This is a genomic window from Streptomyces sp. A 4/2, assembly GCF_940670765.1.
Taxonomy (GTDB): Bacteria; Actinomycetota; Actinomycetes; order Streptomycetales; family Streptomycetaceae; genus Streptomyces.
The window spans coordinates 33,414-55,424 of sequence record NZ_CALNVW010000008.1 but is presented as its reverse complement, the minus strand read 5'-3'; the positions used below and the strand labels follow the sequence as shown (position 1 = coordinate 55,424).

Here is a 22,011-nt window from a genome sequence, read left to right as displayed (position 1 = left end):
GTGTGCCGATCATAGAGGTTGAAGCAAGGACCGTTCCAGCCTTGTTGGGGCGCCGTGGTCACTCCGGTGCTCAAGGTGATCGTTTCTGCGCGGCTGTGGTCCGGGCCCTTTCCTGTATGACCAGTTGTGACTTTCCGTGAAGGCCCGGGGTGTCGGGTCGGTCACTCCAGTGGGGCATCTGGACAGGGCGTAACGGGGCGAACCGGCACAGAGTGGGTCAGGTGTCCCGCATCCCGAACCCGGAGGTCGACGTGCAGCGTCCGCAGGCACCCGGGGGAGTGGACCGGGGACGTCTGAAACGTGCCGCCGCGGTGACCGTCTCGTTCCTGGCGCTCACCGCCACTTCGCTGGTCGCGGGGCCCGCCGTCGCGACCTCGGGGCCCGCGGGGCCGTGCGCCCTGCCGCGTACCGATGCCCACCACTCGCTCGGTCTGGACAGCTGGAACTCCGCCTACACGCGACCGGTCGGCACGCTCGACGCGGTGATGATCTTCCTGTCCTTCCCGGGCTCCGTGCCGGACACCACGCCCCAGGAACTGGCGGGCGACTACTTCCCGGCGACCACCACCTTCTTCCACCGGGCTTCGTACGGGAAGTTCACCCTGCGCCCGCACCCGCTGAAGAAGTGGATCATGATGCCGAAGCCCGCCTCGGCGTACGCGGTGAAACGGGACTGGGGCGAGGAGGGGCGCGACGCGTATCTGCGCGACGCGGTGGCGGCGGCGGACCCGACCGTGGACTTCAGGAAGTACGAAGTCGTCTACCTGGTCGCCGATCCGGACGCGCCGGGGGTCGACTCCGACGCCACGAAGGTCGTCAACCTCGAAACCCCGCTGCACGCCGACGGCACGGACATCAGCCGCCTCGTCACGGGCTTCGAGCAGCACCCGCCGGACCACAACGTCCTCGCCCACGAGACCGGGCACGTCTTCGACCTGCCGGATCTCTACCACCGCCCCTCGGACGACAAGGGCGACTGGGACACCTCGGTCGGGGACTGGGACGTCATGGGCAGCCAGTTCGGGCTCGCCCCCGATTTCCTCGGCTGGGACAAGTGGAAGCTGGGCTGGCTGGACCGGCGGCAGATCGGCTGTGTGCAGGGCACCGGCACCCGGATGTTCACGCTGGAACCGCTGGAGGACGTGCCGCAGCCCGGCACGGACACGGCGGGGACCCGGCTCGCGGTCGTACGGACCGGACTCGACAGCGCCATCGCCATGGAGGTGCGCACCGCGACCGGCAACGACACGGCTGCCTGCACGGAAGGGGTGCTGATCTACCGGGTGAAGGGGGAGACGGCCTCGGGGGACGGCCCGGTCAAGGTGTTCGACACCCATCCGCACGCGTCGGCGTGCTGGGGGGAGTCGGTCTATCCGCCGCTGGCCGACGCGCCGCTGGGGGTCGGTGAGACGTTCACGGTCCCGGGGAACGGGATGAAGGTCGAGGTGGCGGACCGTACGCCGTCGGGGGCGTGGACCATCAAGATCACACCCGCTGTGTGAGAGCGCAACGAAGAAGCCCCCCGCTTTCGCGAGGGGCTTCTCCCGTCTGTGCGCCGCCAGGGACTCGAACCCCGGACCCGCTGATTAAGAGTCAGCTGCTCTAACCAACTGAGCTAGCGGCGCTTGCTGACGTCGTAGACCTTAGCACCCGGATCGGTGCGGGGAAAAATCGATAAGCCCACCGAGGGGGAGGGCTTGTCGCGTGCTGCGCGGACGCAGGCCCAGAGCACCACCTCGGGTCCCGGGAGCCAGGGCTGCCGGGTGTCGGGGGCCACCAGCCAGCGCGGCCCCGAGCGGCGAACGGACGAGGTCAGCGGCGGTACGGTCACCGCGTCGCCGGCGCCGTGACAGAGCAGCGGCGGGACCGCTTCGCCCCATTCCTCCCACTCCAGCAGGGACGGTAGCCGCTGGGCCGTGCCGGGCGCGGTGAAGAGCAGCATCCGGCCGCGATGACCGGCGACGGGGCCGGACCCGGGACCCTCCGACCACAGGGTGTCCAGCATCCGGCGGCCGAAGATCGCGGGAACGTTGACCACGTCGAAGACCGAGCCGCAGCCCAGCACGATGGGGGCGGTGGGCCGGGACTCCCAGAGCGAGAGCGCAGTGCGCGGGTACGCCGCCGCCGAGGCGAGCCAGCCCGCTCCGGCGGCGGTGACCGCGGTGGCGTGCTGTCCTGCCGCGTCGTGCGGGACGCGGCAGGACTCCGCGGGGGAACGGCCCCCGGACCCCCGGACCCCGCCCGTGCTCGCGCCTGTGTTCGCGCCCGTGTTCGAGAGGATTCCCACGCTGCTGTCGTTTCGCTGCCATGCGCTCATGCCGACAGATCTACCGGCACGGACGGTTCCGCTCCGGGGGGTTGGCGGAAATCGGGACAGGGGCGGCGGGAGGGCGTATCTTGCGCACCGTCATAGGGCATATGCCAAGCCAAGTCATGACACGGGACGGGCGCCGGAGCCTCGGAGTCCGCTTTGCGGCGGCGGCGCTTTCAGGACGGCGGGGCTTCAGGACGGCGGGGCTTCAGGACGGCGGGGCTTCCAGGACGGCGGCGCTTTCAGGGCGGCGGCGCTTTCAGGACGGCGGGGCGCCGCGCAGGAGGTCCCGGCCGAACTCCACCATCTTCTTCGCGTAGTCCTCGGTCCAGTGCGCACGCTCGGCGATGTCCGCCGTGGTGAGCCGGTCGAAGCGCCGGGGATCGGCGAGCTGGGCAGCGGCCATCGCCTGGAACTCGACCGCCCGGTCGGTCGCGGCACGGAAGGCCAGCGTCAGCTCCGTCGCCCGGCCGAGGAGGGCCGCGGGGTCCTCGATGGACTCCAGGTCGAAGAAGTGCTCGGGGTCGGCGGCGGCCTCCGACGGCTCGAAGAGCAGAGGTGCGGGCCGGGGTTTGCGCTCGCGCTGTTCGGGCTCCGCCATGTGTGCCTCCTGCTGTGCGTGTCGCTCTGCTGTGCGTCGCTCTGTACTGCTTGTGCGGTGTTGCGGTGCCGGGCCACTGCTTGTGCGGTGTTGCGGTGCCGGGCCGGAGTGCGTGGTTCCGGGTTCCGGACCACCGTCCATTGTCCCGCGCCCCGCAAGGGGGCCTCCCCCGGCGCCGCCGTCGTACGGCTCCTACCCCGGCCCGCGGGGGAGGACAACGTCCTACGTCCCCGGTCGGTCGAGGACGGCGAGGTCCAGGCGCCGGAGCCGGGCGGGGTCGGCGATCACCTCGTACTCGGTGATCCTGTCACTCTCGATGGTGAAGGTCAGCGCGAACAGCAGGCGGCCCCGCGGGGCCACCACGGCTCCCACGGTGCCGTTGACCAGCGCCGGTTCGGCGAGCCGGGACCGGTGGGCGAGCGCCGCTGTCCCCTCCGCGACGGCCCGTGCGCCGCGCACCTCGGCCGCTCCGCCCGGTGGCAAGGCGCTGGGGTCGGCACGGCGCACCACATCGGGGGCCAGCACCGCAAGAATCGCGGTGAGGTCACCGGCCCGTGCGGCGGCGAGGAAGGCCGAGACGACCCGACGGTGCCGGGCGAGTTCGGCCGCCGGGACCACGGGACTGCCCTGCACCTTCAGCCGTGCACGGCTGGCGAGCTTCTTCGTGGCGCCCTGGGTGCGTCCCACGACGGGCGCGATCTCCTCGAACGGGACGGCGAACATGTCGTGCAGCACGAACGCGATCCGCTCGGCGGGGGCCAGTGTGTCCAGCACGACGAGCAGCGCCCGGCTCACCGAGTCGGCCAGCAGCGCCTCGTCCTCCGGAGTGCTTCCGTCACCGTGAGTGGTGTTCGCGTTCGAGAGGGGGGCGAGCGCATGGTCCAGTACTTGCTGCTCGGCCAGGTCTTCCCGTCGTGACCTGCGGGAACGCAGCATGTCGAGGCAGATGCGAGTCACCACTGTCCGCAGCCAGCCGGCCAGGTTGTCCAGTTCTCCGGCATCGACCCGGCCCAGGCGGAGCCATGCCTCCTGCACGGCGTCATCGGCCTCGTCCACCGAGCCGAGCATCCGGTGGGCAACCGCGCGCAGTTGACCACGCTGGGCCTCGAATCGTTCTGCCAGTCCCTCGCGCGCGTCCACCGGTCACCTTTCGCCGTCCTGCTCCGTCACCTCTCATGACGAACGCAACCTGATCGAAGTGACAGGAGAACCAGGAGTGACAGGAGAACCAGCAGTGACAGGAGAGCCAGTAGTGGCAGATGGCCCCGTGACGTCCTTGCTGCACCTGGATTCCAGTGCCGACCGTTCCGGCGGTTCGGTCAGCAGGCAGCTGACCGCACTGTTCGCGGAGACCTGGCAGGCAGCGCACGGCCCGGCCGGCTACCGGTACAGGGACCTGGCCGCCGACCCGGTACCGCCGCTGGACAGCGCCTACTGCGCCCTCGGCCGCAGAGTGGAAGAACACGGCCTCGTCCCGCCGGCCGGAGTGGACGCGCTGACGGAGAGCCCGGCCGAGAAGCGGGAGTGGGCGCTCACCCGCCCCCTGATCACCGAACTGCTGGCGGCCGACACCGTGCTGATCGGCGCCCCGATGTACAACTACGCGGTGTCCGCCTCGCTGAAGGCATGGATCGACCGGGTGAGCTTCCCCGGGGCGTTCACCGACCCGGACACCGGGGACAGCCTGCTGCGGCGTACCAGGGTGGTGGTGGTCAGCACGCGGGGCGGTGCCTACGGTCCGGGCACCCCGCAGGAGGCCTGGGACTTCCAAACGCCGTACCTGCGGGCCTACTTCGGCAAGCTGGGCATGGCGGAGGACGGTCTGCGTCTCGTCAGCGCCGAGATGACCCTGGCCGGGCTCGTGCCGCACCTGGCCCGGTTCCGGCCGCTGGCGGCGAGCTCGCTGGCGGCGGCCCGAACCCGGGTGACCGCGCTGGCCGCCGAGGTCGCCCGGCCGGCGGTCCGGACACCGTAGGGCCGCCGCCGGTCCGGTCACCATGAGGCTGTCCGGCGCATCAGGGCCGGACAGCTCCTACGGCCGGTATCGCACCCGGTGCTCCGCCAGGTGTGCCAGCACCGCGTGATTCGCCTCCCAGCCGTCCGGGAACTTGACCGTGACCCCCAGCTGGACCGGCTCCGTCGACGGGTGCTCGTCGAGCAGCTGCGCCACGCCCTCCCGGCACACCACGATGCACGCGTGCCGGTGCCGGGAGGTCAGGACGCACAGGCGGCCCGTCTCCAGGTGGAACGCCGTCGCGTCCGGGCGCCCCGACAGCGGGTGCAGAACCACCGTGACGTCGAACTCCCGGCCCTGGAGACGGTTCGCCGTGTCGACCGCGACCTCGGTGATGCCCAGTTCCGCGAGCGCCGCCCGGACTGCCGCCGCCTGGTCGCGGTGGGCGGTGCCGACCGCGATCCGGTCCGCGGTCAGCGGTACCGGATCCGGCGACTGCTCACTCACCGCGGCGCCGCCACGGTCCAGCAGCCTGCGGACCACCAGTGCCACCGCCCGTACCGCCTCCGGGTCCGTGCGCGGTGTGTGGCGGGCGGGCAGTTCGAGCAGGCCCCAGCCCGACTCGGCCGCCTCGTCGAGCACCCGGTCCGGGCCCGATCCGTCGGAGGCGACCCCGAACGTCAGCCGCCGGTCGCCGTGGTCCGTACCGCTACGGAAGGGCGTGTACGGATAGAACGCGTCCGAGACCAGCGGCGCCGCCGAGGCGGGCAGCCGCCAGGAGACCGGCAGCCGGTGCTGCGGCAGCTCCGGGTTGTGGGCCAGGAGCGTGGAGACCGCGCTGGACGACGGGTCGTACGTCAGTCCCGCCCACTGCTCGGCGCCGACCACGCTGAACGGGTCGAGCTGGCCGGGATCGCCCACGAACAGCGCCCGTTCGAAGAGCCCCGCCACGGCCAGCAGCGCGTCCGACCGCATCTGGTACGCCTCGTCGACGATCGCGTGCCGCCACGGCTCGACGCCTTTGACGTGCGCCCACTTCGCGGCCGTCGAGATCACCACGTCCAGTCCCGCGAGGTCGGCCGCCTTGGCCGAGGTGCGGACGTTCGCCAGGTCGTCGAGTGCTTTGTCGTACGGGTCGGGGTCGCTGCTGTGCAGTCGGCCGACCGGCAGGTCGGGGTCCTTCCCGGCGAGCCGGACCACCAGGTCGTCGACCTGGGCGTTGGTCTGGGCGACCACCATCAGGGGCCGCCCCGCCGCGGCCAGTTCGCGCGCCGCACGCACCACCAGCGTCGACTTGCCCGCGCCCGGCGGGGAGTCGACGACCACACCGCGGGCCGTGCCGTGCAGCGTGTCGTCCAGCACGGCCGCTGTCGCGCGGGCCGCCTCGGCGCCGGGATCGAACGCCGCCGTGGGACGGCCGGCACGCGACGGATCGGCCACCGCAGCACGGGCCACCGCAGGACCGGCCGCAGCAGGACCGGCCGCCGTGGTGGGGTCGAAGGTCGTCACAGCAGGTCCTCCGGGGTGACGGGGTCGGGGATCGTCGAGCCTTCGGACGCGCCGGTGGCGCCCGGTGGCCCGCCGTGGGTCCACGGGGTGTCCTCCTGGGCGGGCAGTTCGGGCCCGCCACGCGAACTGTGCTCGAACAGGGTCCAGCACAGCCGGTCGCCCTTCTCCGGCACCGTCCCCGGCGCCGGATCCTTGGCGCGGCCCATGCCGTTGACCAGCCGCAGCACCAGGGAGCCGTCCTCCTCGTACCGTACGAACTCGGCGCTCTGCGTCTTCGGCGGGTCGCCCGGCTGCGTGCGGTGGACCTTGGCCCGCCCGTCGAGATGGGGGGTGTCCTCCGTGCGGAACGTGATCAAGGGGCGCGGGCTCGGGCGCTTCGACTCGCTCCAGGCCATCACCACCTCCGTCACCTCACCGGCGAACGCCTCGCCCGCGAGCCGCCGCCCCGCCATCACCAGCGGATCGTCCAGCGCCTCCTGGGCGTCGAGCTGGGTCTGCGCGGCCTCCCGCGAGGCCAGCTTCTGCGCGGCGGTCACCGCGTCGTCGTGCCGCGGCTGTGGGGGTTCCCCGGCCCGCACCCGGTCGCGGTGGCCGGTGAACGACCAGCGGTCGCGGGTCCACCGCCCGTCCGCCCTGGTCCCTTCCGGCAGCTCCCGCAGCAGCCCGAGGCCGCGCCACACGGCGTCCCAGGTGGGGCGCAGCTGTCCGGCCAGCAGTCGGCGGATCTCCCGCTCGGCCGCCGTCAGTTCACCGAGCCGGTCGTCGGCGGCCGGTCCGTCCTCGGCCGCGGCCAGCGCCGCACGGGCCCGGTCGTACCGCTCGACGGCAGGAGCCAGCAGCCCGTTGTCGAACGCCGGGTCGGTGGCCGGTCCGGCGGGCGGGCAGACCAACTGGCCCTCCCGGTCCCGCTCCAGCTCCGCCCGGAGCGCGGCCTCCGCGCCCGACTCGCCCGCCCCCGGGTCGATCCAGGCGAGCAGCGCGCCCAGGTGCTGGTCCTCCAGACTGCTCTGCCCGGTGGCCCAGTGGCGGTTGAGCAGATCCGTCGTGGCGAGCAGCAGCGACGACCCGGGCACCCGGGCACGCTCACCGAAATGCGTCATCCAGCGGCCCAGCAGGGGGACGCGCGGGGGCGCCGGATAGGGCGCCTCCGGGTCCTCCTCGGCGGTGCGCCGGAAACGCATCGAGCGCCCGAGGAGCCGTACGAAGTCGATGCCCGCCCGGCCCGGCACGATCAGCTGCGGGGCATCGGCGCACAGCTCGACCTCGACCTTGACCTTCTTGCCGGTCTCCGGGTCCGCCTCGGAGCGCTCGGCGGCCTCCACGTCGTCGGCGTACGCCTCGATGTACGGCAGGACGGCCTCGGCCAGTTCCGCGAGGAAGGCGAACCGCAGGTCCCGGTCGCGCGGCTGGGCGACGATCAGCAGCCGGGGCTCCCCGGGATCGGTCCCGACGAGCGCGCCGAGCGGGGCGCCCGCTTCGCCCGCGGTGGTGAGCGGTACGAGGACGAGCGGGTGCTCGGCGAGATGGCGGTGGCGCACGGTGGCGGTGGGCCGGGCACGCCCGTCCCGGACGGCCTCCAGCCGGGCCAGCGTGGTGATCAGGGACATCGGGTCTCCTCGGCGGCGCGCGTTGCCTCGACAGCACGCGTTCCCTCGGTGGCGCGCGTTTCATCAGTGGCGCGGGGCGGCTCGGCGGCGCGGGTCCTCCCGGCGTCACCCGGCCGCCCGCCCGCACAGGACGGCGCCCCGGGAACAGCAGGACCGGACCCACGCGGCGTCAGCACGCAGCACCCACGCGGCGTCAGCACGCACCCACGCGGCGTCAGCACGCCGCACCCCCCAGCGCCTCGGCCCGCAGCGCCGCGGCCCTCCGCAGCGCCGCCACCGTCGGGTCCGCCGGGTCACCCGCTTCGCCCCGGGCCGCGGCCAGCACCGCGTCGACCGTCGTCAGGCCGCCGAGTTCACCGCGGACCCCGCGGCCCAGCGACTCCACGGCGCCCGCCGCGCGCGACCGTTCCCGGCAGTGGAAGGCCAGTTCGCACGCGGCCAGGCACTCCGGTGCGTACGCCGCGTCCACCGATTCGACCGCCGCCGTCAGCTCCCCGGGCGGCAGGCCGGGGTCGAAGGTGGTGCCCTCGGGCAGGGCCGCCGCGATGTCCTCGATCCGGGTCAGCCGGGCCAGCTGGCGACGGGTGACGGAGAGCTGCTTGCGTACGTCCACGGCCGACGCCGTCGGCAGGTTGGAGAAGTCCTTCGGGCAGACCAGCAGGACGCGGTCGTGCACCGAAGCGCCCTCGACCAGGGCCGCGATCCGCTCCAACGCCAGTACGTACACCGCGGACTGGCGCGCCGCCGCGCCCACCTTCGCCGCGTCCGCCGACGCGTCGATCATCGGGAAGGACTTGATCTCGATGACGGTCCAGCGGCCCGCCGGGTCCACGACCACCGCGTCGGGCTCCAGATAGGCGGGGGAGCCCGCCACCTCCAGCGCCAGCATGGGGTGGTCGAGCAGCGTCCAGCCCCCGTGCGGAGCCGCCGAGGTCGCTTCGCGCAGAGCCAGTGCGGTACGGGCGGCCCGGCCCTCGGGCCCCGCCGCTGAAAGGTCCGGGACCGTGACGTCCACCGGCTCGGCGGTGCCCATCCGCTCCGCGAGCAGCCGCATCAGCTCGGCCCCGCCGTCCGCCTTGACCTTGGCCTCGAAGGCATTGCCCCGCATGAACGCGAACTGGGACTGGCCGAAGGCCGAGGGCGCTCCGAGGGCCTTCGCGAGGACCGTCTTGTTCACCCCGGCGCCGTCGAGCAGCGCGCGCCGTTCGCAGCCGGGGTTGGCGGCGAGGGCCGCCAGGGCGCGGGCGTCCAGCGGCTGTGGCGGGACGGCCGGTCCGCGCAGCTCAGCGAGCCGCTGTCGGAGTGCCGTCGTCCGCGGTTTCGGCCGGGGAACCGGCTGAGGCCGCTCCGGAGGCCGCGGAGGCTGCTGAGGCGGAGGAGGTCCGCTGCCCGGGGAATCGCTCACCTGCGGAAGTCTTGCATCCGCCACTGACAACCGGGGCCGGTACGTCAGGAGTGTCAGAGGTGCCGGAGGAGAACCGCGCCCGTATTCGGTCGGTCAGCTGCACCGCGGGCCGGGTGAGCAGCAGTCCGACACCCATCACCGCGACGCCCGCCAGGGCGTCGAGCAGGTAGTGGTTCGCCGTCCCCATCACCACGAAGGTGATGGTCAGCGGATAGAGCACGGCCAGCGTCCGGGTCAGCGGCGTACGTCCGTAACGCCACAGCATCACCCCGCACCACAGCGCCCACCCCACATGCAGGCTGGGCATCGCCGCGAACTGGTTGGTCATCCCGCCGAGCCCGCGCGGCGCGCTCGCCTCGCTGCCCCACCAGCCGTACGAGCTGTACTGGGCCATCGTGTCGACGAAGCCCTCGGCCGGCGCGAGCAGCCGTGGCGGGCACGTCGGTACCAGCGTGAAGCCGATCAGGCCGAGCAGCGTGGAGATCATCAACCAGGTGCGTGCCACCCGGTACTGCACGGGACGGCGCCGGAAGAGCCAGATCAGGATGCCCGGGGTCACCACGTAGTGCAGCGAGGCATAGATGAAGTCGGCGGGTATCCCCAGCGCCGGGGTGTGCGTGAACAGCCTGTTCAGCGGGTGTTCGATGTTGATGTGCAGGAACTTCTCGGCCCGGAGCAGCGAGAGCCCGTGCTCGACCGCGTCCTCCGTGTTGCCCCGGGCGAGCAGCCTGCCCGAGGAGTACGCGGTGTAGACGACAGCGAGCACCAGGATCTCTGTCCACCAGCGGGGCCGGGTGCGGTTCGCGGTGTACGGCATCCGAATGCTCTCCATCGTCTCTTCAAACGGGGCCTGTCACCCGGCATCCCACCTTAGGGCTTGTGTGATGAGCAGTTCAGCCGCCCCCTGTCTCAAGAGGGGACGCCGGTTCCTTCCGCCGGGTTGCTCGCGGATCCGGTGCGCGATTCCCGTACGCGATGATGGGAGCAGCATCACCGCACCGTAGGAGAGAGCTTCATGGCACCCCGCATGCTGCTGGCCCGGCATGGACAGACCGCCTGGTCCCTGTCCGGGAAACACACCGGCAGGACGGACATCCCGCTGCTCGACGAGGGACGCCAGGGAGCGAAGCTCCTGGGCGAACGGCTGCACCGGCCGCCGTGGGACGCGGTGCCGGGCGCCGAAGTGCTCACCAGCCCGCTGGTGCGGGCGAGCGAGACCTGCGCGCTGGCCGGGTTCGCCGACCGCGCCGAGGAGTGGGACGCGCTCCTCGAATGGAACTACGGGGCGTACGAGGGGCTCACCCCCGCCGAGATCCAGACGATCCGTCCCGGCTGGTTCATCTGGCGCGACGGGGTGCCCGAGGGGGAGTCGGTCGCCGATGTCACCGCCCGCGCGGACTCGGTGATCGAGCGGATCCGTTCGGCGGACCGGGACGTCCTGGTCTTCGCGCACGGCCACATCCTGCGCGCGCTCGCCGCCCGCTGGCTGGGGTACGACCTGACCTTCGGCGCCCGGGTCCGGCTCGCCCCCACGTCCCTGTCGGTGCTGGGCTGGGCGTACGACGCGCCCGCGGTCGAGCGGTGGAACGACACCGGTCACCTGGAGCGGTAGCGCGGATTTCCGGATGTAGCTCGAACTCCGGAGGCCGTACGAACTCCGGGTGCAGCGCGCATTCCTGACGAGACGGGCGGGCCTCAGGCCTGGCGCGGGGTGGACGCGTGCCGCTCCAGGAAGTCCGGTACCCCGGCCGCCCTGCGTGCGGGCAGCAGCCGTCGGGCCGTCCCGGCCAGCATCCCCCGGATCCGCGACGACTGGACCTGGTCGAGCAGGTCGAGCACCTGGTGCCCGGCCGCCGCCGCCCGGTCGGGGGCGCCCGCCCGGACCAGATCGTCGGCCAGCTGGGCCCGGTAGAGGGCCAGATTGCGGGCGAAGTGCGGATCCTGGAGATCCGCCGCGCGCTGGGCGTGCAGGGCCGCGCGCGGCCAGTCGCCCAGCGTCGACCAGCACTGCGCCTCCAGCATCTCCAGCTCGGCCTCGACGAAGAAGGTCATCCACTCGGGGTCGTCGTCGGACGGCCCCTGCGCGAAGAGGGACTTGGCCCGGCCGAGCGTGTCCGCGCAGCCCGTGCGGTCCCCGAGCCCCGCCCAGCCGCCCGCCTCCCGCAGCGTCAGCAGCGCGAGCAGCCGGGGCGACGACAGCTGCCTCGCCGCGCGTTCCCCGGCCTGCGCGGCCCGCACCGCCTCCCGCGGACGCCCCGCGTCGCGCGCCAGGAACGCCGTGTTGCAGAAGGCGTGCGCCTCCAGCGCGGGATCACCGGAGACCCGGGCGGTCGCCAGGGCCTCGGCGTAGTGCGAACGCGCGTCGTCGAAACGGCCCGAGTCGTGCGCCAGCCAGCCCACCGAGATGGCCAGTTCACCCGCGCCCGCGTGCAGCCGGTCGGCGGCGCCCCGGTGGGCCGTGCCCGCGTCGAGCAGCGCGTACGCGGCCTGCAGCGGCTGCGCGGCCCGCCGGTAGAGACCGTCGGCGCCGTGCCGGTCGTCGAGCAGCCGGATCTGCCGTACGGCCGCTTCGACGGCGCTGACCTCCGCCTCGCCGACCCGGCGTGGGGCCTCCACCTCGCCGACCCGGCGTGGTGACGGTACGGATCCGGGGCTCAGGCCCAGGGACACGGCGGTCATCGCAGCGGAGCCGCCGGCCATGAATGCGCGACGCAGCACGTCGCTCTCCTCGTTGTTCTGGCTGGTGTGGTGAGGTGACGGTGGCCCGGCCGAAGTGGTGTGCGTACCACGGCCGCGTACCGTCTCCCGGTCGGAGAACCCGAGGTCCGTCAGGGTCGAACCGGGGAACATGTGCAGAAAGACCCGTTCGTACGCGTAGTTGGGACAGCGGATCTCGCCTGCCTCCACCCGCCCGATGTACCGTGCGTCGCACGCTACTTGCTCGCCGATCTCGCGGGCGGCCCGGCGGACCGCTGCCGCGAATTCGCCGGGCGAGCGCTGCCCGCGCAACTGCCGGAAAGCCGGGTTGGGTACTGCCCGTGACGTCGCCATGGCCGAGCCCTCTCTGGCGGATGGTGCTGCCGGCCCGGACCGCTCCGGCGCGCAAAACGTACCGTCTGCGCCGACCCGCACAGGGGCGGTTTCGCTACAAAAGGGATATCTCTCCCGCGATTTGCCATGAACTGCCATCCTTTACGGCGGCGCAGTGCCGTAGCCCTTGACGCCCGCAGACGTTGAACCATGCGGAGAACGAGGAGGGGTTGCCTTGTTGGAGACCGGCACCGAGACGGGCAGTTCGCGTACGAACGCCCAGCACCGGCCCAGTCAGGAGTTCAGCGCACCGCCCGACGGTGCGCCCGAACCCTGTGACCTGGTGACGGTCCCCGCACGCCAGGGGCTGGAGGCGGTCGACATCCTGCGCCGGGCCGCAGCCCCGGCCGATGTCGGGCCGGTGCTGCACGACGGCGCCTGCGACACCCTCGGATTCCTGGTGCCGCCCGGCACCGCCTACAGCTGGGACATGCCGGGCAGCGCCTGTACGCAGACCAACGGCCGGGGGCTGCGGGTCCCCCACGACCCGCCGGTCCGCGGCACCGGCTGGCTGCTGCCGCCCGGGAAGGACGCACCGGTCACCGACCCCTCGATCCTCAGGGCGGCGCTCGGCGAGGCGGCGCGGCTGATCGAGGCGGCCGACAACTGCCGCTGACGCCGTCGCACCCCCGGCCCGGCGGTGGGCCCGGACGTACCCGGCGATACTGGGAGCGTGGCGAAGAACAAGCGGCAGGGCCGTTCCGCACCCGAGACCGTCGTCGAGCAGGTGGACGGCGGGGTCGCCGAGCTGCGTCCCGACCGTGACCGGCCACGCGGCTGGACGCTGTTGATCGACGGCGCCCCGCAGTCCCAGGTGGACCTCGACGACCCGACGTATCTCGCCTTCGAGTACCAGCGCAGGATCGGGCACGTCATCGACCTGGCCGCACCGCCGAAGCAGCCCCTGCACGTCGTCCACCTCGGCGGCGGTGCCTTCACCCTCGCCCGGTACGTCGCGGCGACCCGGCCCCGCGCCACCCAGCAGATCATCGAGATCGACGGACCGCTGGTCCAACTGGTGCGCCGGGAGCTTCCGTTGGACCCCCAGGCGCGCATCCGTGTGCGCTCCACCGACGCCCGTGCCGGTCTGGCGAAGATCCCTGACGGCTGGGCGGACCTGGTCGTGGCCGACGTCTTCAGCGGCACCCGCACCCCCGCACATCTCACCAGTACCGAATTCCTCGCGGAGGTCCGCAGAACGCTGAAGCCCGGGGGCTGGTACACGGCGAACCTGGCGGACGGGCCGCCCCTCGCGTACCTGCGCGGCCAGATCGCCACCGCGGCGGAGGTCTTCCCCGAACTGGCGCTGGCCGCGGAGCCGACCGTGCTCCGGGGCAAGCGGTTCGGGAACGCGGTGCTGGTGGCGGCCGGTACGCCCCTCCCGGTGGCCGAGTTGACCCGGCGGGTGGCGGGCGACGGATATGCGGGACGGGTGGAGTCGGGACGCGGGCTGCTGGACTTCGCGGGTGGCGCGCGGCCCGTGACGGACGCCGGGGCGCAGGCGTCACCGGCGCCGCCGCGGGCGGTGTTCGGGTAGGGCCTGTCCGGGGTCGCGCGGGCCGGAGGCGGGCACCCCTCGGGGCGGGACGGCAACGCCCCGGGTTCGGAGGAAGAACGCGCACGTGCGCCGGGCGGTCCACCCGCATCGCGGGACCGGGTGCCTGCACGATCCAGGGGCGTCCGGTGCGCCTGTCCCGGCGAGGGCCGCGTGCGCGAACCGTCATCACCCCTTTGGCCTGCGGGAATTCACCAGCTCCGGGCGGCGGCGCGAGTGCCCCTCCCGTCATGGCAAGGCCCGCGCCGGACACGTTCTCGTGACTTGCAGGACACGCTCGGGCAACGGAACCGTCTTCAACTCTTGACACCCACCCCTCCGAGGAAGCAACCTTCCGGCAACGACGCATGGGAGCGCTCCCATGCCGCACGGGCCCGTTTCCCGTGCGTACAGCACTGCCCGTACCTCCCCCCTCGCCTCGCACGGTCTACGAACGCCAGTCCCCCCTGGAACAAGGAGTAGTGGAATGCGTATCACCCGCACCGTCGGCGGACGACGCCGCAGAGCCGCGGTCATAGCCACCACGGGCCTGACGGCCACGGCCCTGTTGCTGGCCGGCTGCAGCAGCGACTCGGACTCCGGCAAGAGTTCCGACGCGAACGGGAAGATCACGCTCACCGTCGCCGACTACGGTCAGTTCGGCTACAAGGAAGCCGGTCTCTTCGCCCAGTACCACAAGCTGCACCCGAACATCACGGTCAAGGAGAACACCACTGCTCAGGAGGAGGTCTACTACCCCAAGCTGCTCCAGGAGCTGAACGCGGGCAGTGGTCTCGGCGATGTGCAGGGTCTTGAGGTCGGCCGGATCAAGGAGGTCGTCGACACCAAGGCGGACCAGTTCGTCGACCTCAGCAAGGTGATCGACGTCAACGACTGGGTGTCCTGGAAGGAGAAGCAGGCCACCACCTCCAGCGGTGCCGTGATCGGCGCGGGTACCGACATCGGCCCGATGTCGCTCTGCTACAACAAGGACCTGTTCCAGCGGGCCGGTCTGCCGACCGACCGCGAAGACGTCGCCAAGAAGCTCGCCGGCGGCTGGAAGGCCTACCTCCAGCTCGGTGACGAGTACAAGAAGCACGCGCCTGCGGGCACGTACTTCATGGACTCCGCGAGCGCGATGTTCAACGCCGTGGTCAGTTCGAACGAGCAGCAGTACTACGACGCGAGCGGCAAGCCGATCTACGAGACCAGCGCCAGCGTGAAGGACGCCTGGGGGCTGGCCTCCCAGGCGGCTGCCGGCAAGCTTTCCCAGGGGCTCGCCCAGTTCGATCCCGACACCTGGGTCCCCGCGCTACGCAAGGGCACCGTCGCGACCGTGGCCTGCCCCGCGTGGATGGCCGGTCAGATCTCGACCGACGCGGGCCCGGCCAACAAGGGCAAGTGGGACATCACCACCGCGCCCGGCACGACCTCGGCCAACTGGGGCGGCTCGTTCCTGGCCATCCCCAAGAGCGGTAAGCACGTGGCCGAGGCCAGCGCGCTCGTCAAGTGGCTGACCGCGCCGGAGCAGCAGGCCGCGGTGTTCAAGGCGATCGGCGTCTTCCCGTCCAACAAGGGCGCGTGGGAGCTCCCCGACGTCAAGAACGCGAAGCTGCCGTACTTCAACGACGCGCCGATCGGGAAGATCTACGCGGACGAAGCCTCGACCATCCCGGCGGCCGTGCTCGGCCCGAAGGACGGCGTGATCAAGGACGACTTCTCCAAGCAGATCCTCAACATGGAGCAGCGGCACACCAGTTCCGCCGATGCCTGGAACGCCGCGATCAAGGTGATCGACAAGGCCGTCGGCTGAGCACCGCTGACGCGGGCGGACTCCGGGCCCCCGCGTCAGCGCCGGCTCCCGGGGGTGCCCGGCCGACCAGGCCGGACACCCCGGGGCCGGGCACCGCACATGGACCAGCGTTCCGACACCGCCGCACCGCAACGCACCGGGCCGGACCGGTCCGCCCACCGCGCCGGACCGGCGCACCCCAGGGAAGGACTCCCGCCTGTGGCCACCTCGACACCCACCCGGGACACGCACGCCCCACCTCCCCGCAGCTCCGGACCGACGTCTGCCCAGCGGCAGAAGTGGCGGAGCCGGCTGTGGCGCTTCGACGACAAGGCATCGCCCTACGCCTACATCGCCCCCTTCTTCCTCGTCTTCGGGGCCTTCGGCCTCTACCCGCTCGTCTACACCGGCTGGATCGCCATGCACCGGGTGGAGATGACCGGCCTGGACCAGATGCAGTGGGTCGGCTGGGACAACTTCTCGAAGATCCTTCAGGACTCCGAATTCTGGACGGCGGTCAGCAACACCTTCCTGATCGGCGTCATGTCGACCGTCCCGCAGCTGCTGGTCGCGCTGGGCCTCGCCCATCTGCTGAACTACAAACTGCGGGCCAGTACCTTCTTCCGGACGCTCATCCTCACCCCGTACGCCACCTCGGTCGCCTCCGCCGCTCTCGTCTTCGCCCTGGTCTTCCGGGCCGACGGCGGCGTGCTGAACTGGCTGCTGCACTTCATCGGTCTCGGCCACACCAACTGGGCCAACGGGCACTGGACTTCGAAGATCGCCATCTCCGTCATCGTGATCTGGCGCTGGACGGGCTACAACACGCTGATCTATCTCGCCGCGATGCAGGCCGTACCGACCGATCTGTACGAGGCCGCGTCCATCGACGGCGCCTCACGCTGGCAGCAGTTCCGCAAGGTGACCATCCCCTCCCTGCGGCCGACGATCCTCTTCACGATCGTCATCTCGACCATCGGCTCCATGCAGCTGTTCGGCGAGCCGCTGCTGCTGCAGGGCGGCGCCATCGGAGCGACCGGCGGCACGGAGAACCAGTACGAGACGCTCAGTATCTACCTCTACAACTACGGCTGGAACCTGGGACATCTCGGTCCGGCCGCCGCAGTGGCCTGGGCGATGCTCGTGCTGCTGCTGCTCATCGCCGCGATCAACTGGCTCATCGGCCGCTTCGTCCGCAAGTCCGCGGCCTGACCGGGAGCGATATCCATGACCATGACCAGCCCCACCGACGCCCCGGACCTCCGCGTCCGGCAGGCCGCGACCGGTACGCCCCCCAAACCAGGCCGGTTCAAGGAGCGAGCCGGCCAGCAGATGAAGGGTGGCCCCTTCGCCTACATCGCACTGATCGTCGTCGGCATCGGTTCGATCCTGCCGCTGTACTGGACCCTGGTGGCCGCGTCCCACACCCAGGACGAAGTACTGAACACCACGCCGCCGTTCCTGCCCGGCGGGCGGCTGCTGCACAACCTCGACGCGGCCTGGAACCAGGCCCACCTCGGCAAGGCGATCGTCAACAGCATCATCGTCTCCTCCTGCATCACCGCGGCGACGCTCTTCTTCTGCACCCTCGCCGGATACGCCTTCGCCAAGATGCGCTTCCGGGGGCGCGGCTGGCTGATGACCGCGGTCATCGCCACGCTGACCGTTCCGCCGCAGCTCAGCGTCGTCCCGCTGTTCATGATGATGTCCGACCTCGGCTGGGGCGGAAATCTCCAGTCGGTGATCTTCCCGACCCTGGTGAGCGCGTTCGGGGTGTTCTTCATGCGGCAGTACCTGCTGGAGGCGCTGCCGTACGAACTCGTCGAGGCGGCCAAACTGGACGGGGCGAACAACTTCCGCATCGTGCTGAGCGTGGTGCTGCCGGTGGCGCGCCCCGCGATGATGGTGCTCGGGATGCTCACCTTCGTGCAGTCGTGGAACGACTTCTTCTGGCCCTACCTCGCGCTGAACCAGCAGAACCCGACCCTTCAGGTGGCCCTCGGCCAGCTGAACGCCTCCTTCACGCCCGACCAGAGCATCGTGATGGCGGGCGCGCTGATCAGCACGCTGCCGCTGCTCGTGGTGTTCGTGTTCTTCGGCAAGCGGATCGTGGGGGGCATCATGTCGGGCGCCGTGAAGGGGTGAGACCCCGTCACCCGTCCCGGCCCGCCCGCTTCCACCCGGCCGCCTCAGGTACGGGCCCCGGTACTGCCCGTACGGCCTGTGCCTGACCACAGGCCGTACGGGCGGGCGGGGGAGTCCGCCCCGCGCCCTGCCCCGTCCGCCCCACCCCCGTACAACCACGCCGTCCGGCCCACTCCGTACAACCACCTCGTACAGCCCCTGCTCAACAGCCCGTGTTCGCCGACCTCTGGGAGCGCTCCCGCATGACTGCCGTACGATCCGACACCACCCCGAAACAGGCTCCCGAGACGACGGACCCCCCGACCGGATTCCCCACCGGGTTCGTCTGGGGCGCCGCCACCGCCGCCTACCAGGTCGAGGGCGCCGCCGCCGAGGACGGTCGCACGCCCTCCATCTGGGACACCTTCAGCCGTACCCCCGGCAAGGTCCGCAACGGCGACACCGGAGACATCGCCGCCGACCACTACCACCGCTACCGTGGCGACGTGGCCCTGATGAAGCAGCTGGGGCTGAAGGCCTACCGCTTCTCCGTCTCCTGGTCGCGGGTCCAGCCCACCGGCCGCGGCCCGGCCGTGGAGCGCGGTCTGGACTTCTACCGCAGGCTCGTCGACGAACTGCTCGAAGCGGGCATCGCCCCGGTCGCCACCCTCTACCACTGGGACCTGCCACAGGAGTTGGAGGACGCGGGTGGCTGGCCCGCCCGCGCCACCGCGGACCGGTTCACCGACTACGCCGCCATCATGGCCGGAGCCCTCGGCGACCGGGTCGGCATGTGGACCACGCTCAACGAGCCGTGGTGCTCCGCCTTCCTCGGCTACGGCTCCGGAGTGCACGCTCCCGGACGCACCGAGCCGGGTGCCACGCTCCGGGCGGCCCACCATCTCAACCTCGCCCATGGCCGGGCGGTCGAGGTCCTGCGCGGTCAACTCCCCGCTGCCGCACAGGTCTCGGTCACCCTCAATCTGCACCAGGTCCGTCCGCTGACCGGCAGCGAGGCCGACGCCGACGCCGCCCGCCGGATCGACGGGGTCGGCAACCGGATCTTCACCGGGCCGATCCTGAACGGCGCCTACCCGGAGGACCTGATCGCCGACACCTCGCGCCTGGTCGACTGGTCGGAGCTGGTGCACGACGGCGACCTGACCACCATCTCCCGCCCCGTCGACGTGCTGGGCGTCAACTACTACACCCCGACACTGGTTTCCGCGCCCGTCTCCGGTGCCGGTGACACCCGCGACGACGGCCACGGCAACAGCGACCACTCGCCGTGGACCGGCTCCGAGCACGTCGCCTTCCACCTCGCGGAGGGGAAGAAGCGCACCGCGATGAACTGGGCGATCGACCCCGACGGGCTGTACAGCCTGCTCATGGACGTGACCCGGGACCACCCCGGCCTGCCGCTGATGGTCACCGAGAACGGCGCTGCCTTCGACGACTACGTGTCCCCCGAGGGCCGGGTCGCGGACCCCGAGCGGATCGACTACCTGCACGGCCATCTCGCCGCCGTGCAGCGGGCCGTGGCCGACGGCGCCGATGTCCGGGGCTACTTCCTGTGGTCCCTGATGGACAACTTCGAGTGGGGGTACGGGTATTCGAAGCGCTTCGGCGCGGTCTACGTGGACTACGCGTCGCAGCGCCGGATCCCCAAGGCGAGCGCGCACTGGTACGCCGACGTGATCCGCCGCCACGCGCTGCCCCCGGCCACCGACGCGGGATAGCCCTGCCCCTGCCCCTGCCCCTGCCTGAACCGAACCGAACCGATCCGCTCCAGTCACGCTCATCCTCACGAGACCCGGCCTTCGCGCCGGGTCTCCGGCGTTCGGGAACGGGATGTCCGCGTTCGGGAACGGGACGTCCGGCGGGCCGCCCCGCCCCATGGATTGGGAGCGCTCCCATAGACTGGTGCGACCGAAGCGGTACGCGGCCCCGGTGCACGTCGGGGGAGCCGGGGACCGGACTTGGCTCGGTTTATCCGACTGTGAGAAATTGACCGCGAACGGGAGGCAGCCATGGCGGCAGCGCGAGTACGGAGCGGCGGGCGGCCCACGCTCGAAGAGGTCGCGGCACGGGCCGGCGTAGGGCGCGGCACGGCCTCACGTGTCATCAACGGCTCACCCCGGGTCAGCGCGCAGACCCGCGAGGCCGTCGAAGCGGCCGTGGCCGAGCTGGGCTACGTACCCAACCGCGCGGCCCGCGCACTCGCCGGGAACCGTACGGACGCCATCGCCCTGGTCGTCCCCGAGCCGGAGACCCGCTTCTTCGCCGAGCCGTACTTCTCGGACATCGTCCGGGGCGTGGGCGCGGCGCTCGCCGACACCGAGATGCAGCTGCTGCTCACCCTGGTCGGCAGCGACCGCGAGCGCGACCGGCTCGCCCAGTACCTCGCCGCGCACCGGGTGGACGGGGTGCTGCTGGTCTCCGTGCACGCCGACGACCCCCTGCCCGACCTGCTGGAACAGCTCGCCATCCCGGCCGTGGTCAGCGGTCGGCGCTCCGACCGGGAGACGCTCCCGTCCGTCGACTCGGACAACTACCAGGGCGCGCGCAGCGCCGTGGGGCACCTGGTCTCCCGTGGCAGGCGCGTCATCGCGACGATCACCGGGCCGCTCGATGTGTACGGCGCGCAGTGCCGCCTCGACGGCTACCGCAGGGCCGTCGCCGCCGCGGGCGTCGACAGCGACGAGGCGCTCGTCGCGCAGGCCGACTTCACCGAGGAGGGCGGCCGGCGCGGCATGGAGCTGCTGCTCGAACGCCGGCCGGACCTGGACGCCGTCTTCGCCGCGTCCGACGTGATGGCGGCGGGCGCCCGCCAGGTGCTGCGCGAGCGCGGTCTGCGGGTGCCCGAGGACGTCGCCCTGGTGGGGTTCGACGATTCGGTGATCGCCCGTCACATGGACCCGCCGCTGACGAGCGTGCGCCAGCCGATCGAGGACATGGGCCGGGCCATGGCCCGGCTGCTGCTCGCGGAGATCGCCGCCCGCCGCGCGGGGGCGGACGCCGTCGAGCGGACGCAGGTGGTGCTCCCGACGGATCTGGTGCCCCGGCTCAGTTCGTGAGGCGGGGCGGCCGGGGAGTCGGACGTCCGGCACTCCCCGGTCCCTGACCCAGGCGTCGGGCGGCGCGTGGGGAGTGCACGGGGGTACGACTGAGGCCCGGCTGCTCGCGCAAGCCGGGCCTCAGTTCCAACAGGGTGAGTAACGGGACTCGAACCCGCGACATCCTGGACCACAACCAGGTGCTCTACCGTCTGAGCTATACCCACCACGACCGTTGTCGTTTCCGACCGGCCGAGAAAAAGTGTACAGGGTCCGGGAGGGTGCTCGCTCCCGCCTTTTCCGGCGGGTCCCGGAAGGTCCTAATCCGCAGGCAGGACGTACTTCGCCGCGATCTTCTTCGCGGTGTCCGAGTCCGGCCCCGGCTGCGGTACGAAGACCGCCTCCCGGTAGTAGCGCAGCTCCGCGATGGATTCACGGATGTCCGCCAGCGCCCGGTGGTTGCCGTTCTTCTCCGGGCTGTTGAAGTACGCCCGCGGGTACCAGCGCCGGGACAGCTCCTTGATCGACGAGACATCGACGATCCGGTAGTGGAGGAAGCCCTCCAGCTGGGCCATGTCCCGCAGCAGGAAGCCCCGGTCGGTACCGACCGAGTTCCCGCACAGCGGGGCCTTGCCCGACTCCTTGACGTGCTCGCGTACGTACGCCAGCACCTGCGCCTCGGCGTCGGCCAGCGTCGTGCCCCCGGCGAGCTCGTCGAGGAGGCCCGACGAGGTGTGCATCTTCCGCACCACGTCGGGCATGGTTTCCAGGGCTTCGGCGGGCGGGCGGATCACGATGTCCACCCCTTCACCGAGCACGTTCAGCTCCGAGTCGGTGACCAGTGCGGCCACCTCAATGAGTGCGTCGTCCGTCAACGAGAGCCCGGTCATCTCGCAGTCGATCCACACCATGCGATCGTTCATGGCCCCCACCTTAGACCGGCCGGTACAAACAGCCGACCGGCCGGTACGAACAGCCGACCGAACGGTACGAACGGCCGCCCGGCCCGTCGGGGCCGGGCGGCACGC

At 71.7% G+C, this 22,011-nt stretch carries 18 protein-coding genes, 2 tRNA genes and 1 pseudogene; 10 read left to right on the top strand and 11 right to left on the bottom strand.

Annotated elements, in window-relative coordinates:
• Positions 1 to 278: 278 nt before the first annotated feature.
• A complete protein-coding gene (locus NBY69_RS05460; protein WP_250298660.1) occupies positions 279 to 1,502 on the top strand; it encodes a M6 family metalloprotease domain-containing protein in 1,224 nt (407 codons plus the stop codon).
• 49 nt (positions 1,503 to 1,551) lie between these two features.
• Here the strand turns inward: NBY69_RS05460 and NBY69_RS05455 are convergent.
• The 4 genes from NBY69_RS05455 to NBY69_RS05440 form a co-directional block, all read right to left on the bottom strand.
• Positions 1,552 to 1,625 (bottom strand) — tRNA-Lys (locus NBY69_RS05455).
• The gene (locus NBY69_RS05450; protein WP_250298595.1) at positions 1,616 to 2,317 is read right to left on the bottom strand and encodes a bifunctional DNA primase/polymerase; all 702 of its coding nucleotides are present in this window, start codon (positions 2,315 to 2,317) and stop codon (positions 1,616 to 1,618) included. The genes NBY69_RS05455 and NBY69_RS05450 overlap by 10 nt, the downstream gene beginning before the upstream one ends.
• Positions 2,318 to 2,570: 253 nt before the next feature.
• Positions 2,571 to 2,912 carry a hypothetical protein gene (locus NBY69_RS05445; protein WP_250298594.1) on the bottom strand — a complete coding sequence of 114 codons (342 nt, stop codon included), beginning with the start codon at positions 2,910 to 2,912 and terminating at the stop codon, positions 2,571 to 2,573.
• Positions 2,913 to 3,134: 222 nt separating this feature from the next.
• Positions 3,135 to 4,052 carry a sigma-70 family RNA polymerase sigma factor gene (locus tag NBY69_RS05440; protein ID WP_250298593.1) on the bottom strand — a complete coding sequence of 306 codons (918 nt, stop codon included), beginning with the start codon at positions 4,050 to 4,052 and terminating at the stop codon, positions 3,135 to 3,137.
• 112 nt (positions 4,053 to 4,164) lie between these two features.
• Here NBY69_RS05440 and NBY69_RS05435 point away from each other — a divergent pair, with 112 nt between their 5' ends.
• Positions 4,165 to 4,887, top strand: coding sequence for an FMN-dependent NADH-azoreductase (locus NBY69_RS05435; protein WP_250298592.1), 723 nt, complete (start codon positions 4,165 to 4,167; stop codon positions 4,885 to 4,887).
• Positions 4,888 to 4,944: 57 nt separating this feature from the next.
• Here the strand turns inward: NBY69_RS05435 and NBY69_RS05430 are convergent, their stop codons facing one another.
• From NBY69_RS05430 to NBY69_RS05415, 4 genes and pseudogenes are all read right to left on the bottom strand, one after another.
• Entirely contained in the window at positions 4,945 to 6,306 is a 1,362-nt protein-coding gene (locus tag NBY69_RS05430) for an AAA domain-containing protein (RefSeq protein ID WP_250298659.1), read from the bottom strand.
• 65 nt (positions 6,307 to 6,371) lie between these two features.
• Positions 6,372 to 7,982, bottom strand: a complete 1,611-nt coding sequence (locus NBY69_RS05425) for a hypothetical protein (RefSeq protein WP_250298591.1) — start codon at positions 7,980 to 7,982, stop codon at positions 6,372 to 6,374.
• A 214-nt stretch (positions 7,983 to 8,196) separates the two neighbouring features.
• Positions 8,197 to 9,387, bottom strand: a complete 1,191-nt coding sequence (locus tag NBY69_RS05420) for a hypothetical protein (RefSeq protein ID WP_250298590.1) — start codon at positions 9,385 to 9,387, stop codon at positions 8,197 to 8,199.
• A 130-nt stretch (positions 9,388 to 9,517) separates the two neighbouring features.
• Positions 9,518 to 10,204: pseudogene (locus tag NBY69_RS05415) on the bottom strand (phosphatase PAP2 family protein); the annotation flags it as partial.
• Between the two features lie 198 nt (positions 10,205 to 10,402).
• Between NBY69_RS05415 and NBY69_RS05410 the strand changes: the two are divergent.
• Positions 10,403 to 10,999 (top strand): histidine phosphatase family protein, encoded by a 597-nt coding sequence (locus NBY69_RS05410; RefSeq protein ID WP_250298589.1) that lies wholly within the window; start codon positions 10,403 to 10,405, stop codon positions 10,997 to 10,999.
• Between the two features lie 83 nt (positions 11,000 to 11,082).
• On the opposite strand, the gene NBY69_RS05405 is transcribed toward NBY69_RS05410, so the two are convergent.
• Positions 11,083 to 12,438 carry a tetratricopeptide repeat protein gene (locus tag NBY69_RS05405; protein ID WP_250298588.1) on the bottom strand — a complete coding sequence of 452 codons (1,356 nt, stop codon included), beginning with the start codon at positions 12,436 to 12,438 and terminating at the stop codon, positions 11,083 to 11,085.
• 217 nt (positions 12,439 to 12,655) lie between these two features.
• Here NBY69_RS05405 and NBY69_RS05400 point away from each other — a divergent pair, with 217 nt between their 5' ends.
• The 7 genes from NBY69_RS05400 (at position 12,656) to NBY69_RS05370 (ending at position 21,004) form a co-directional block, all read left to right on the top strand.
• Positions 12,656 to 13,093, top strand: coding sequence for a hypothetical protein (locus NBY69_RS05400; protein WP_374211213.1), 438 nt, complete (start codon positions 12,656 to 12,658; stop codon positions 13,091 to 13,093).
• 57 nt (positions 13,094 to 13,150) lie between these two features.
• The gene (locus NBY69_RS05395; protein WP_250298586.1) at positions 13,151 to 14,014 is read left to right on the top strand and encodes a spermidine synthase; all 864 of its coding nucleotides are present in this window, start codon (positions 13,151 to 13,153) and stop codon (positions 14,012 to 14,014) included.
• A gap of 484 nt (positions 14,015 to 14,498) precedes the next feature.
• Positions 14,499 to 15,824 carry an ABC transporter substrate-binding protein gene (locus NBY69_RS05390; protein ID WP_250298585.1) on the top strand — a complete coding sequence of 442 codons (1,326 nt, stop codon included), beginning with the start codon at positions 14,499 to 14,501 and terminating at the stop codon, positions 15,822 to 15,824.
• A 198-nt stretch (positions 15,825 to 16,022) separates the two neighbouring features.
• On the top strand, positions 16,023 to 17,015 hold the full coding sequence (locus NBY69_RS05385; RefSeq protein WP_250298584.1) for a carbohydrate ABC transporter permease: 993 nt from the start codon (positions 16,023 to 16,025) through the stop codon (positions 17,013 to 17,015).
• A 15-nt stretch (positions 17,016 to 17,030) separates the two neighbouring features.
• Positions 17,031 to 17,948, top strand: a complete 918-nt coding sequence (locus tag NBY69_RS05380) for a carbohydrate ABC transporter permease (protein WP_250298583.1) — start codon at positions 17,031 to 17,033, stop codon at positions 17,946 to 17,948.
• A 242-nt stretch (positions 17,949 to 18,190) separates the two neighbouring features.
• Positions 18,191 to 19,666, top strand: a complete 1,476-nt coding sequence (locus NBY69_RS05375; protein ID WP_250298582.1) for a GH1 family beta-glucosidase — start codon at positions 18,191 to 18,193, stop codon at positions 19,664 to 19,666.
• A 291-nt stretch (positions 19,667 to 19,957) separates the two neighbouring features.
• Positions 19,958 to 21,004 (top strand): LacI family DNA-binding transcriptional regulator, encoded by a 1,047-nt coding sequence (locus NBY69_RS05370; RefSeq protein WP_250298581.1) that lies wholly within the window; start codon positions 19,958 to 19,960, stop codon positions 21,002 to 21,004.
• Positions 21,005 to 21,137: 133 nt separating this feature from the next.
• Here the strand turns inward: NBY69_RS05370 and NBY69_RS05365 are convergent.
• Both NBY69_RS05365 and orn read right to left on the bottom strand, forming a co-directional pair.
• A tRNA-His gene (locus tag NBY69_RS05365) sits at positions 21,138 to 21,210 on the bottom strand.
• A 93-nt stretch (positions 21,211 to 21,303) separates the two neighbouring features.
• Complete coding sequence (gene orn / locus NBY69_RS05360) at positions 21,304 to 21,906, bottom strand: oligoribonuclease (protein WP_250298580.1); 603 nt, start codon at positions 21,904 to 21,906, stop codon at positions 21,304 to 21,306.
• Positions 21,907 to 22,011: the final 105 nt, after the last annotated feature.